Below are 12,866 nucleotides of genomic sequence, written 5' to 3'. Positions count from 1 at the left end.
GTACGCCGGGCCCGGCAGCGCGGGACGCGCCGGGCGGGCCAGGCCGCGCGGCGCCCCCGTGGCGGACCCGACCGGGTGCGCGACCAGCGGCGGCTCGGCGCCGCTCAGCAGCTCGTGCGGCTCGTCCAGCACCACCAGCGAGTGCGGGACGAGCACGATCGCGGTCGTCCCGCCGTACGGGGACGGCTGCAGCGACACGCTGATGCCGTGCCGGTCGGCGAGCCGCGCGACGACGAACAGCCCGAGCCGCTCGGTGTCGACCAGGTCGAACTCCACGGTGCTGGACAGCCGCCGGTTCAGCTCGTCGCGCTCGTCCGGGTCGAGCCCGACGCCGCGGTCGACGATCTCGACGGCCAGCCCGTTCGCCACCGTGTCGAGCTTGACGGTGACCTCGGTGGTCGGCGGGGAGAACGACGCGGCGTTCTCGATCAGCTCCGCGAGCAGGTGGATCACGTCGGCGACGACGGTGCCGGTCACCGCGGCCGACGACGCGCCGGTCACCTCGACCCGGGTGTAGTCCTCGACCTCGGCGATCGCCGCGCGGATGACGTCCTCGGCGGACACGGGGTGGTCCCAGGCGCGGACGGTCGGCGAGCCGGACAGGATGACCAGGCCCTCGGCGTGCCGGCGCATGCGGGTGGTGAGGTGGTCCAGCCGGAACAGGTCGTCCAGCTCCTCGGGGCTGGCGGCGCGGCGCTCCATCTGGTCCAGCAGCCGGAGCTGGCGGTGCAGCAGCGACTGGCTCCGCCACGACAGGTTGACGAAGACCCGGTTGATGGCGGCGCGCAGGTCGGCCTCGCCGACCGCGGTGCTCACCGCGGTCCGCTGGACGGCGCCGAACGCCTCGCCGACGAGCGCGATCTCGCGGGTGCCGCCGATGACCGGCGGCGGCACCTCGGCGTCGACGTCGACGGGGTCGCCGCGGCGCAGCCGGGCCACCACCCGCGGCAGCCGCTCGTGCGCCAGCTCCTGCGCGGTCCGCTGCAGGTGCCGCAGCTCCTCGGTGATGCGGCGGGCGAACAGCAGCGACAGGGCCACCGAGGCCGCCACGGCCAGCAGCCCGAGCCCGCCGATCAGGTAGAAGGTGAGCATGATCCGGCGGCCGGCGGGCTTGACGTCCTTGTTGCTCACCTGGTCGCCGGCCTTCGCCGCGGCCTGCAGCCAGACCGGCGACAGCGCCGCGATCGTGGTGCGCCACTCGCGCTGGGACGGGGCGAACCCGTTGTCGACCACGGCGTTCTCCAGCGCCGTGTAGGCGGTGTACTGCGACGAGTTCGCCAGGTCGTCCATGATCCTGGCGATCGGGCCGTCGCCGGCGGCGCGGCCGAGCTCGAAGAACTGGGCGCGGGTGCTCGCCCAGCCGGCGAACGTGGTCCGCTCGTCGGAGCCCAGCGCGCCGCGCTGCAGCCCGGACACGAGGTCGGCCTCGCGCAGCATGAACTCGCGCGCCCAGTAGTTGTCCAGCAGCGCGTTGGTCTGCTGGTACACCGGGACGGCGTTGACGCTGACCAGCGTGGTGAGCACCCGGATCGTGCCGTCGATGATCTTGCTGTAGCCGCCGATCGCGCCGAGCGGGGTGGTGCCGTCGACGCGGATCTGCGCGCGCAGCGACTCCAGCGCGTCGAACGCGCCGCTGAGCGTGTGGACGCGCCGCTCGACGGCGTCGTCCATGGCGCCCGCGGCGTCGGAGGAGAAGGCCGACTTGCGGAACGCCGCGACCATCGTGTCCGTCCGGGCCGCCTGCTCCTTGAACTTCGTCTCGCTCCCGGCCTTGGGGTGGGCCAGCGACGCGACGGCCGCGGAGCGCTCCTGCTGCATCGCCTCGATGACGGTGGTGGCGGGCAGCCCGACCTTGTCGTAGACCGTCGCGAAGTCGTACCGCTCGAACGCGTTCGACAGCGTGACGCCGGTCGGGACGAGCCACAGGACCAGCAGCGAGGCCAGCGGGACCGACAGCAGCAGCGCGATCCGGCGCCTGATGCTGCGGGTGCGCGGCCGGCCGGTCCGGATGCGCGGACGCCGCGGCGTCGCGGGCGCCTGGTCGGGTCGCGTCACCGGTTCACTCCCTGTGTCGTGCGTCGTGGAGCTCGCTCCGTCGCCGAGCTGCAAAGGCCCGCAGCATACTGAGTCGGATTTATCGCTGACCAGGGGTATCAACTGCTATTTATCGGATGCGTACGCGCAGTGACCTCGACATCGGCATGGAAATGGGCGGAAACGGGAGGGCGCGGGCGGAGCTGGCCGCTTCCGGCAACGGCCGCGGATTGGCAACTCTAGATCTTGTTGGGTGTAAGCCCACATGTCACGCTTCGTGAAATTTGTCCCCCCCTGCAACGGAGCCACGGTCATGCGCAGAGCCGCGCTCGCCTCCCTCCTGGGGCTCTCGCTCGCCGCCACCGCGCTGGCGGCGACCGACGCCCAGGCCGCCGGACCGGACAGGTCCAAGCTGGCCGCCCTCGTCACCCTCAAGGCCGTCCGCCAGCACCAGCTCGACCTGCAGAAGATCGCGGACGCCAACGGCGGCAACCGCGCCGCCGGCCTGGACGGCAACAAGATCACCATCAAGTACATCGCCGACCAGCTGAAGCGCTACGGCTACCACCCGACGGTCCAGGACTTCACCTTCGACTTCTGGCAGGAGAACGCGCCCGCGACGTTCGCCGAGACCGCGCCGACCCCGAAGACCTTCACTCCCGACACCGACTTCGCGACGCTCCAGTACTCCGGGTCCGGCGACGTCACCGCCGCCGCGACGCCCGTCGACCCGGAGGCCACCGGCAACGGCAGCGGCTGCGAGGCCGGCGACTTCGCCGGCTTCCCGAAGGGGAGCATCGCGCTGATCCAGCGCGGCGGCTGCTTCTTCTCCGTGAAGGCCGGCAACGCCGTCGCCGCCGGCGCGAGCGCCGTCGTCATCTACCAGCTGCCCGGCCAGCCGGGACCGGTGGCGGGCACCCTCACCACGCCGTACTCGATCCCCGTCGTCGGGCCGACCAACGCGGTCGGCACCGACCTCGTCAAGCAGGCGCAGAACGGTGGCGTGACGCTGCACGTCAAGACCGACACCACCAACCAGAAGCGCGCGGCGGCCAACGTCATCGCCGACACCCCGCGCGGCCGCGCCGACAACGTCGTGGTGGTCGGCGCGCACAACGACAGCGTCACCGCCGGGCCCGGCATCAACGACGACGGCTCCGGCACCGCGACGCTGCTGGAGATGGCCAAGCAGATCCACAAGCTGGGCGCCAAGGTCCGCAACCAGGTGCGGTTCGCCTTCTGGGGCGCCGAGGAGGAGGGCCTGCTCGGCTCGCAGTACTACGTGGACAACCTGCCGCAGGCCGAGCGGGACAAGGTCGCGCTGATGCTCGACTTCGACATGCTCGCCTCGCCGAACTACGTCCGGTTCGTCTACGACGGCGACAACAGCGAGGGCGGCAACAACGTCGACACCCCGCCCGGCACCGGCGCGATCGAGAAGGCGTTCACCGACCACTTCGCTGCACGCCGCCTCGCCACCGACCCGACCGCGTTCGACGGGCGTTCCGACTACAACGCCTTCATCACCGCGGGCATCCCGGCGGGCGGCATCTTCACCGGCGCCGAGAAGATCAAGACCGAGGAGCAGGCGAAGGTGTACGGCGGCACCGCCGGCGTCGCCTACGACCCCTGCTACCACTCCGCCTGCGACCGCTACGACAACGTGAACCTGCAGGGCTTCGACCAGATGATCGACGCCACCGCGGCGGTCACCGAGCTGTTCGCCCACAGCACGCTCACCGTCAACGGCAACGCGCTCGCCCGCAAGCAGGCGGCGGCGAAGCCGGCCGCGCCGACCCGGGTGGGCTCCTACCTCACCCGCTGACCGCGCGTTGAGCCGCGGCGGGTCGCCGTTATGGCGCGTTCATGACGGCGGCCCGCCGCAGGCGAACGGACCGGCGGGGTCAGGGCTTGCGGCCGACGCCCACCAGGAACCAGAAGCGGGACGGGTCGTCCGGCACCTCGTCCGGCGAGTCGGGGCGCCAGAGCGGGCCGTGCACGAGACCGGGCTCGACCAGGTCGAAGCCGGTGAAGAAGGCGCCGATCTCCTCGGCGGTGCGCAGCGTCGGCTCGCCCTGCGCCACGGCCCGCCGGTACACCGTCGCGACCGCCTCGCCGGTCTCCCGCTTGTGCGTGCCGTGGCTGACGGCCAGGTGGCTGCCCGGCGCGAGCGGCGCGGTGAGCTCGGCCAGGATGCCGCCCGGGTCCTGCGCGTCGGTGACGAAGTGCAGGACGGCGACCAGCAGCAGCCCCACCGGCTCGTCGAAGTCGATCATCTTCCGCACGGTCGGGTGGCCGAGGACGTCCGCCGGGCGGGTCAGGTCCGCCCGGATCACGGCGGCGTTCGGGTCGCCGTCCAGCAGCGCGGTGCTGTGCGCGACCGCCACCGGGTCGCGGTCGACGTAGACGACCCGCGCCGCCGGGTCCACCCGGCGGACGATCTCGTGCACGTTGCCTAGCGTCGGGATGCCCGAGCCGATGTCGAGGAACTGCCGGACGTCGGCCTCGGCGGCGAGGTACCGGACGGCACGTACGAGGAACGCCCGGTTCGCCGCCGCGATCGCGCGGGCCTGCGGCTCGATGGCCTCCAGCGTCCGGGCGATGTCGCGGTCCGCGGAGAAGTTGTGCGCGCCGCCCAGCAGGTAGTCGTAGACGCGCGCGACGCTCGCCTGGTTCGGGTCGATGCCGGTCGCCCAGTCCGGGTCGTTCAACGGATCCCCTCTCGTTGTGCGGTCGCGCCCCGGCCGGTCAGGTGCCGGTGCGGACGAGCATCACGGTGACGTCGTCGTGGTTCGGCGGGACGACGAGCTTCGCGACGACGTCGGCGCACGCGTCCTCCAGCGGGCCCGCCCGGCCCGCGAGCGCGGACCGCAGCGCCGCGATCCCCGCCTCCAGGTCGCGGGCGCGGGTCTCGATCAGCCCGTCGGTGTAGAGCACGAGGGTGGACCCGTCCGGGACGGCCACCCGGGTGTTCTCGTAGTCGGCGCCGTCCAGGCCGAGCGGCAGCCCGGGCGGCAGGTCGAGGACGTCGCAGTCGCCGTCCGGGCGCAGCAGGATCGGCGGCGGGTGCCCGGCGCGGCAGATCTCGGCGGTGCCGGCGGCGGGGTCCAGGACGGCGCACGCGCAGGTCGCGAACTGGACGGGGCCGATGTCGGGCGCGATGCGGTCCAGCCAGGTGAGGATCTCCGCCGGGTCCTTGCCGAGCATCGCCAGTGTGCGCGCGGCGGCGCGCAGCTGCACCATGGCCGCGGCGGCGGCCGAACCGTGGCCCATGGCGTCGCCGATGACGAGCGCGAGCCGCCCTCCGGGCAGCGGGACGACGTCGCACCAGTCGCCGCCGACGAGGTTGGCCCGGCCTGCGGGCACCGACCGGTGCGCCACCCGCACTCCGGGGACGGCGCCCGGCGGCAGCGGCAGCAGCCCCGCCTGCAGCGCCCGCGCCGCCGCGTGCTCGCGCTGGTAGCGGCGCGCGCCGTCCAGGCAGCGGGCGGTCAGGGCGGCCAGTTCGCCGGCCAATGCGGCGTCCGCGTCGGTGAACGGCCCCGCCGCCTTCCCGCGCGCGAACGCGGCGAGCCCGAGCACGGCCTCGCCCGTCCGCAGCGGGACGAGCAGGAAGTCCACCAGGTCGGCGAGCCGCTCGCGGGCCGGGCGCGGCGGCGGCACCCGCGGCTCCAGGACGAGGTGCCGGTCCAGCTCGCCGAACCGCTGCGGCGCCCCGTCGGCGATGCACGCGGCGTAGGCGCTGCCGGCCGCGAACACCACCATCTCCCCGGCCGGGAACAGCGGCTCCAGGTCGGCGCCGGTCGCGCCGACCGCGATCCGGCGCGTCTCCACGGCCCGGACGCCGGGCGGGCGGGGCGGCTCGTCCCCGACGATCAGCTGCTCGGCGACGTACACCCCGACCGTGTCGGCGAACCCGCCGAGTGCGACCGCGACCAGGTGCCGCGCGACCCGCTCCATGTCCAGGACGCCGGCCATCCCGGTGCTCGCCGCGCTCAGCAGCCGGAGCCGGTCGGGCTCGGATTCGGCGTTCACGTCGTACGCCTCCCGCGGGCGCTCGGTGAATCGTGACGAGGGGCGCTGAATCGTGCAGACATGATCATTTCGTGCGCCCGGCGGCCGCCGCAAGGGCTTCGCGGAAGCAGCCTCCGCTTTCCGCCGCCCGGCCCGGCCGCGCCGCCGGCGCCCGCGCGGCTGCGAGGATGGGGACATGACCGACCGGCCCCGCCTGCTGCTCCTGGACGGCCACTCGCTGGCCTACCGGGCGTTCTACGCCCTGCCGGTCGAGAACTTCAGCACGACGGCGGGGCAGCCCACCAACGCCGTCTACGGGTTCGCGAACATGCTGGCCAACGCGCTGCGCGACGAGCGCCCGACGCATCTCGCGGTCGCGTTCGACGTCTCGCGCCGCTCGTTCCGCACCGAGGCGTTCCCCGGGTACAAGGCGACGCGGGCGCGCTCGCCCGAGGAGTTCGGCGGGCAGCTCGCCGTCCTCGACGAGCTGCTCGGCGCGATGAACGTCCCCGTGCTGCGGGCGCCCGGCTACGAGGCGGACGACGTCATCGCGACCCTCGCGACGAAGGCCGCGGCGGACGGCCTGGACGTGCTGGTCGTCACCGGCGACCGCGATGCGCTCCAGCTCGTCAGCGAGGACGTGACCGTCCTGTACTTCTACCGGACGGCGTCGGAGATGATCCGGTACACGCCGGAGGCGGTCGAGGCGAAGTACGGGCTGACGCCCGCGCAGTACCCCGACTTCGCGGCGCTGCGCGGCGACCCGTCCGACAACCTGCCGAGCATCCCCGGCATCGGCGAGAAGACCGCCGCGAAGTGGATCCGCGAGTACGGGTCGCTCGCCGCGCTGCTGGAACGGGCGGACGAGGTGAAGGGCAAGGCGGGGGAGCGGCTGCGCGCCGCGCTCGACACCGTCCGGCTGAACCGGCGGCTCACCGAGCTGGTCCGCGACGTCGACCTCCCCGTGGACGTCGGCGACCTGCGGCGCCGGCCCTACGACATCGCCGCCTTCACCTCGCTGCTGGACGACCTGGAGTTCCGCAACGCGAGCCTGCGGCAGCGCCTGTTCGCCGCCGACCCCGGCGGCGGCCGTCCCGCGGAACCCGCCGGGCCCGTGCTGCGCGGCCGCGAACTCGGGCCGGACGAGCTGGCGCCATGGCTCGCCGAGAGGGCGACCGGACTGGTCGGGCTCGCCGCCGACCACGTATGGGCGCGCGGCTCCGGCGACGTCCACCGGATCGCGCTGGCCACCGCCGACGGGTTCGCCGCCGCGTTCGAGCCGTCCGCCCTCACCGCCGCCGACGAGGCCGCGTTCGCGGGGTGGCTCGCCGACCCGGACCGCCCCAAGGCGGTGCACGACGCCAAGGCGCTGCTGCGCGTGCTGCCCGAGCGCGGGTGGCGGCTCGGCGGCGTCGCCGTGGACACGGCCATGGCCGCCTACCTGCTGCTGCCCGGCCTCGCCGCCTACGGGGTCGCCGACGTCGCGGCCCGCTACCTCGGCCGCCGCCCGCCCGAGGACGGCCCCGAGGGACTGATGCTGCGGGCCGGCGCCGTCCTCGACCTGGCCGGACGGCTCGCCCCCGACCTCGCGTCCACCGGGATGGGCGAGCTGCTCGGCGACGTCGAGCTGCCGCTGTCCGGCCTGCTCGCCCGCGCCGAGCGCACCGGCGTCGCCGTGGACGCCGGGCTCCTGCGCGAGCTGGAGCGGCACTTCGCCGACGGCATGGAGCGCGCCGCCGACGACGCGGCCGAGATCGCCGGGCACCGCTTCAACCCCGGTTCCACCAAGCAGCTCCAGGAGGTGCTGTTCGGCGAGCTGGGGCTGCCGAAGACCAAGAAGATCAAGTCCGGGCACTCCACCGACCTGGACGCGCTGACCTGGCTGGCGACGCAGACCGACAACGGCCTCCCGCGGATCCTGCTGCGCCACCGCGACCAGGCCCGGCTGCGCGCCACGGTCGCGGGGCTCGTCCGGGAGATCGGCGCGGACGGGCGCATCCACACCACCTTCCAGCAGACCGTCGCGGCGACCGGGCGCCTCACCTCCACCGAGCCGAACCTGCAGGTCATCCCCGTCCGCACCGAGGAGGGGCTGCGGATCCGCCGCGCGTTCCGGCCCGGCGACGGCTTCGACGCGCTGCTGACCGCCGACTACGGGCAGCTGGAGCTGCGCGTCATGGCGCACCTGTCTGAGGACCCCACCCTGCTCGCCGCGTTCGCGTCAGGGGAGGACCTGCACAGCACGATGGCGGCGCGGGTCTTCCAGGTCGCCCCGGAGGCGGTGACGCCGGACATGCGCCGCAAGATCAAGGCGATGTCGTACGGGCTGGCCTACGGGCTGTCGGCGTTCGGGCTGGCCAAGCAGCTCGGCATCGCGATGGCGGAGGCGCGGCCGCTGATGGACGCCTACTTCGCGCGGCTCGGCGGCGTCCGCGACTACCTGGAGGAGGTCGTCGCGGAGGCCCGGGTGACCGGCTACACCCGCACGCTCCTCGGCCGCCGCCGCTACCTGCCGCATCTGACCAGCGACGACAGGCAGCGGCGCGAGACCGCCGAGCGGATGGCACTGAACGCGCCGGTGCAGGGCTCGGCCGCCGACATCGTCAAGATCGCGATGCTGCGGGTGGACGCGGCGCTCACCGAGGCCGGGGCGCGCAGCCGGCTGCTGCTGCAGGTCCACGACGAGATCGTCCTGGAGGTCGCGCCGGGGGAGCACGACGCCGTCCGCGACCTCGTGCGCGCGCGGATGAGCACCGCGTACCCGCTCGCGGTCGGCCTGGACGTGGCGACCGGCATCGGCGCCGACTGGGCCGCCGCCGCCCACTGACGCCCGTCCGCCCGGCCCGCGCCTACTGGAAGGCGGACTCGCCGGTGAGCGCGCGGCCGATGACGAGCGAGTGCACCTCGGAGGTGCCCTCGTAGGTCAGCACCGACTCCAGATTGGCGGCGTGCCGGATGACGGGGTACTCCAGCGTGATGCCGTTGGCGCCGAGCAGCGTCCGGCAGGTGCGGGCGATGTCGATGGCCTCGCGGACGTTGTTGAGCTTGCCGACGCTGACCTGCTCGGGCGTGATCGTCCCGGCCTCCTTCAGGCGGCCGAGGTGGATCGCCAGCAGCAGCCCCTTGCCCGCCTCCAGCGTCATGTCGGCCAGCTTCTGCTGCGTGAGCTGGTACGAGGCGAGGGGGCGGTCGAACACCCGCCGCTCGCCGACGTAGTCGAGGGTGGTCTCCAGGCAGTCGAGGGCGGCGCCGACCGCGCCGAACACGATCCCGAAGCGCGCCTCGTTCAGGCAGCTCAGCGGCCCGGACAGGCCGCGCGCCTCCGGCAGCACCGCGTCCGCGGGCAGCCGCACCTCGTCCAGCACCAGCTCGCTGGTCACGCTGGCGCGCAGCGACAGCTTGCGCTCGATGTCGCGGGCCTCGAAGCCGGGGGTGCCGGCGGGGACGAGGAAGCCGCGGATGCCGTCGTCGGTGCGGGCCCACACGACCGCCACGTCCGCGACCGACCCGTTGGTGATCCACATCTTGGTGCCGGACAGGATCCAGTCGGCGCCGTCGCGGCGGGCCCGGGTGCGCATGCCGGCGGGATCGGAGCCGAAGTCGGGCTCGGTGAGGCCGAAGCAGCCGATCGCCTCGCCGCGCGCCATCGCGGGCAGCCACTGCCGCTTCTGCTCCTCGCTGCCGTGCTTCCAGATCGCGAACATCGCGAGGGAGCCCTGCACGGACACCAGGCTGCGCAGGCCCGAGTCGGCGGCCTCCAGCTCCAGGCAGGCCAGGCCGTAGGAGACGGCGCCCATCCCGGCGCAGCCGTAGCCCTCCAGGTGCATGCCCAGCACGCCGATGGAGCCGAACTGCCTGGCCAGCTCCCGCGCCGGGATGCCGCCCTTGTCGAACCACTCGGGCAGGTGCGGGCGCAGCTCCTTGTCGCAGAGCTTGCGGACGGTGGCGCGGATCTCGCGCTCCTCCTCGCTGAGGAGCCCGTCGATGCCGAACAGGGCGGTGGGGTGGACGGTCCTGGCGCGCGGTGAGGTCGTCATGCGCGGGAGTCTAGTATTGGATCCAATATCCGTGATCCAGTGACCCCGCGTGAGATGGTGGCCCGATGACCGTGCAGCGCACCCGGCCGCCGACGGCCCAGCAGTTCGTCCTCGACGAGCTGCGGCGCGCCATCACCAGCGGCCGGCTCCGCCCGGGCGCGCCGATCCGGCAGGACGTGGTGGCCGAGGAGTTCGGCGTCAGCCGCGTCCCGCTGCGCGAGGCGCTCAAGACCCTGCAGGGCGAGGGCCTGGTCACCTACCGCGCGCACCGCGGCTACTACGTCGAGGAGCTGTCCCTCGGCGACCTGCGCGAGGTGTACCGCATCCGGACCCTCCTCGAAGAGGAGGCGGTGCGCCGCGCGGCCGCGCTGATGACGGCCGCCGACCTCGCCGCCCTCGACCGCGCCGAGGACGAGGTGGAGGCCGCGGCGCGGGCCGGCGACGTGCTCGCGATGGCGGCGGCGAACCGGGCGTTCCACATGGCGCTCTACGAGTACGCGGCGATGCCGCGCCTCGTCCGGCTCATCCGCACGCTGTGGGACGCCACCGACGCCTACCGCTCCATCTACTACGGCGAGGGCGTCAACCGGGAACGCGTCGTCGGCGAGCACCGCGCGGCCCTCGCCGCGCTGCGCGCCGGGGACGCCGACGAGGCCGTCCGCGTCCTCGACGTGCACCGCGCGCACGCGGTCACCGCCCTCGAGCACCTCATGGCCGAGCCCGCCCAGGAGCCCGCCGAGACCGGCTAGCCCGCCCCGGGGGCGTCCGGGCGGGGGTCAGCCCCAGACCTCCTCGGCGGTCTCCGCGATCAGCCGCAGCTTGGCGAACTGCTCGCTCGCCGTGAGCACGTTCCCCTCGACGGTGGAGGAGAACCCGCACTGCGGCGACAGGCAGATCTGCTCCAGCGGGACGAACCGGGCGGCCTCGTCGATGCGGCGCTTCAGCTCGTCCTTCGACTCCAGCTCGCCGCGCTTGGTCGTGACCAGGCCGAGCACGACCGTCTTGCCGGGCGGGACGAACCGCAGCGGCTCGAATCCCCCGGAGCGCTGGTCGTCGTACTCCAGGAAGAACCCGTCCACGTCCAGCTCGGAGAACAGCGCCTCGGCGACGAAGTCGTAGCCGCCCTCCGCCGTCCACGACGAGCGGAAGTTGCCGCGGCACATGTGCGTGGTGACGGCGAGGTCGGCGGGACGTCCCGCCAGTGCCGCGTTGATCTGCCGGATGTAGCGCAGGTGCAGGTGGTCCGGGTCGTCGCCGCGCTCGGCGATCATCGCGCGCTGCTTCGGGTCGTTGAGGTAGGCGAGGCTGGTGTCGTCGAGCTGCAGGTACCGGCAGCCGAGGGCGGCGATCCGCCGTACCTGCTCGGCGTACGCGGCGGCCAGGTCGGACCAGAACTCCTCGACGTCCGGGTACACCTCCGGGTCGATCGCCGCGGGCCCGCCCCGGTAGTGGACCATGTTCGGCGACGGGATCGTCAGCTTCGGCGTGACGCCCTCGCCCGCCGCGTCCCGCAGGAAGCGGAAGTGGTCGGCGAAGATCGTCTCCTCGAGGCGGACCCGGTCGTGCACGCGCAGCGCGGCCGTGCTGAACTCCAGGTCGCCCGACTCGTTGCGGAACCTGACCTTGATCTGCTCGTCCGCCGGGCTGATCCCGCCGAGCCGGTAGATGAAGTCCATGTGCCAGGACGTGCGGCGGAACTCGCCGTCGGTGGCGGTCCGCAGCCCGGCCTGGCGCTGCATCGCGACGGCGTCGCGGATCGCGGCGTCCTCCACCTCGGCGAGGCGCCGGCCGTCGATGCGGCCGCGGGCGTGGTCGTCGCGCGCGGCCAGCAGGTCGGGCGGGCGCAGCAGGCTCCCGACGTGGTCGGCGCGGAAGGGCGGGCGTGTGCGCGGGGACATGGCGGCTCCCTGACCGAGACGGTGCTGCCGGAACGGGCTCCACCGCCAAATCTAGGCACTCCGGCGACGGCGATCAATCCGCCGCCCAGGATCGCCCCTGACCGGCCGCGAGAGCAGCCGGCCGGGACCGCCGCCCGCGCAGGGGCCGCGCGAGGGCGACGGCGGAGCCGTCGTCAGGGCGCCAGGCCGTTGCCGTGCGGCCGGGTGCGGTCCGCCTCGGGCAGGGTGCGGATGACGCTGCGCAGGTGCTCGCGGGCGGCCCGCTCGGCGGCCTCGGGGTCGCGGGCGCGGATCGCCTCGATGATCGCCAGGTGCTCGGGCAGCGACACCGCCGGGCGGCCGGGGTGCATCGCCAGCTTGAACTGGTGCCGGACGCTCTGCGCGCGCAGCCGCTCCAGCACCTCGGCGGCGGTGCGCTGGCCGCTGATCGCGCGGATCTCGCGGTGCAGCCGCTCGTTCAGCCGGGAGTAGCCGAACACGTCGCCGGACGCGACCGCGGCGCGCATGTCCTCGGCGATCCCGGTCAGCAGCCGGACGCCGTCCTCGGTGACCCGCTCGGCGGCCTTGGCGGCGCACAGCCCCTCGATCACCATGCGCAGCTCGCTGATCTCGATGGCCTCCTCCAGGGAGATCGCCCGGACCCGGGCGCCCCGGTTCTGGACCCGCTCGATCAGGCCCTCGTTGGCGAGCTCCAGCAGCGCGGCGCGGACGGCGGCGCGGCTGGCGCCGAAGCGTTCGGCGAGGTCCGCCTCGACCAGCCGCTGGTTGGGCACGAACTCGCCGGAGAGGATCGCCTCCCGGATCCCGGTCGCCACCGGGCGGCCGGTGTCCTGGTCGTCGGCAGTCGGCACTGTCCCTCCCGTGGAACCCGTGCGAAGATATT

Annotated in this window: 9 protein-coding genes; 3 read left to right on the top strand and 6 right to left on the bottom strand. The window is 73.8% G+C overall.

Features of this window, described 5'->3' with window-relative positions:
• The coding region (locus amrb99_RS42965; RefSeq protein WP_190867509.1) for a sensor histidine kinase at window positions 1-2,055 on the bottom strand (2,055 nt) is incomplete at its 3' end.
• A 292-nt stretch (window positions 2,056-2,347) separates the two neighbouring features.
• Between amrb99_RS42965 and amrb99_RS42960 the strand changes: the two genes are divergently transcribed.
• Window positions 2,348-3,859, top strand: coding sequence for a M20/M25/M40 family metallo-hydrolase (locus amrb99_RS42960; RefSeq protein ID WP_190867506.1), 1,512 nt, complete (start codon window positions 2,348-2,350; stop codon window positions 3,857-3,859).
• Window positions 3,860-3,938: 79 nt separating this feature from the next.
• Here the strand turns inward: amrb99_RS42960 and amrb99_RS42955 are convergent, their stop codons facing one another.
• Together amrb99_RS42955 and amrb99_RS52825 are read right to left on the bottom strand one after the other, a co-directional pair.
• Complete coding sequence (locus tag amrb99_RS42955) at window positions 3,939-4,745, bottom strand: SAM-dependent methyltransferase (RefSeq protein ID WP_190867503.1); 807 nt, start codon at window positions 4,743-4,745, stop codon at window positions 3,939-3,941.
• Between the two features lie 37 nt (window positions 4,746-4,782).
• Complete coding sequence (locus amrb99_RS52825; RefSeq protein ID WP_190867501.1) at window positions 4,783-6,069, bottom strand: PP2C family protein-serine/threonine phosphatase; 1,287 nt, start codon at window positions 6,067-6,069, stop codon at window positions 4,783-4,785.
• 175 nt (window positions 6,070-6,244) lie between these two features.
• Between amrb99_RS52825 and polA the strand changes: the two genes are divergently transcribed.
• Entirely contained in the window at window positions 6,245-8,875 is a 2,631-nt protein-coding gene (gene polA / locus amrb99_RS42945) for a DNA polymerase I (protein WP_190867499.1), read from the top strand.
• Window positions 8,876-8,897: 22 nt separating this feature from the next.
• On the opposite strand, the gene amrb99_RS42940 is transcribed toward polA, so the two are convergent.
• Window positions 8,898-10,085: an acyl-CoA dehydrogenase family protein gene (locus amrb99_RS42940; protein WP_190867497.1), complete on the bottom strand. Its 1,188-nt coding sequence runs from the start codon at window positions 10,083-10,085 to the stop codon at window positions 8,898-8,900.
• Between the two features lie 65 nt (window positions 10,086-10,150).
• On the opposite strand from amrb99_RS42940, the gene amrb99_RS42935 reads away from it, so the two are divergent.
• Entirely contained in the window at window positions 10,151-10,834 is a 684-nt protein-coding gene (locus amrb99_RS42935; protein ID WP_190867495.1) for a GntR family transcriptional regulator, read from the top strand.
• Between the two features lie 27 nt (window positions 10,835-10,861).
• Here amrb99_RS42935 and amrb99_RS42930 read toward each other — a convergent pair whose 3' ends face one another.
• Complete coding sequence (locus amrb99_RS42930) at window positions 10,862-11,983, bottom strand: 5-methyltetrahydropteroyltriglutamate--homocysteine S-methyltransferase (RefSeq protein WP_190867493.1); 1,122 nt, start codon at window positions 11,981-11,983, stop codon at window positions 10,862-10,864.
• A 173-nt stretch (window positions 11,984-12,156) separates the two neighbouring features.
• Window positions 12,157-12,834, bottom strand: coding sequence for a GntR family transcriptional regulator (locus tag amrb99_RS53530; protein WP_347257106.1), 678 nt, complete (start codon window positions 12,832-12,834; stop codon window positions 12,157-12,159).
• Between the last annotated feature and the right edge of the window lie 32 nt (window positions 12,835-12,866).

Source organism: Actinomadura sp. RB99, assembly GCF_014706005.1.
Classification (GTDB): Bacteria; Actinomycetota; Actinomycetes; order Streptosporangiales; family Streptosporangiaceae; genus Spirillospora.
Note: the sequence above shows the minus strand (reverse complement) of the source record. Positions and strands in the feature narration are given on the sequence as shown.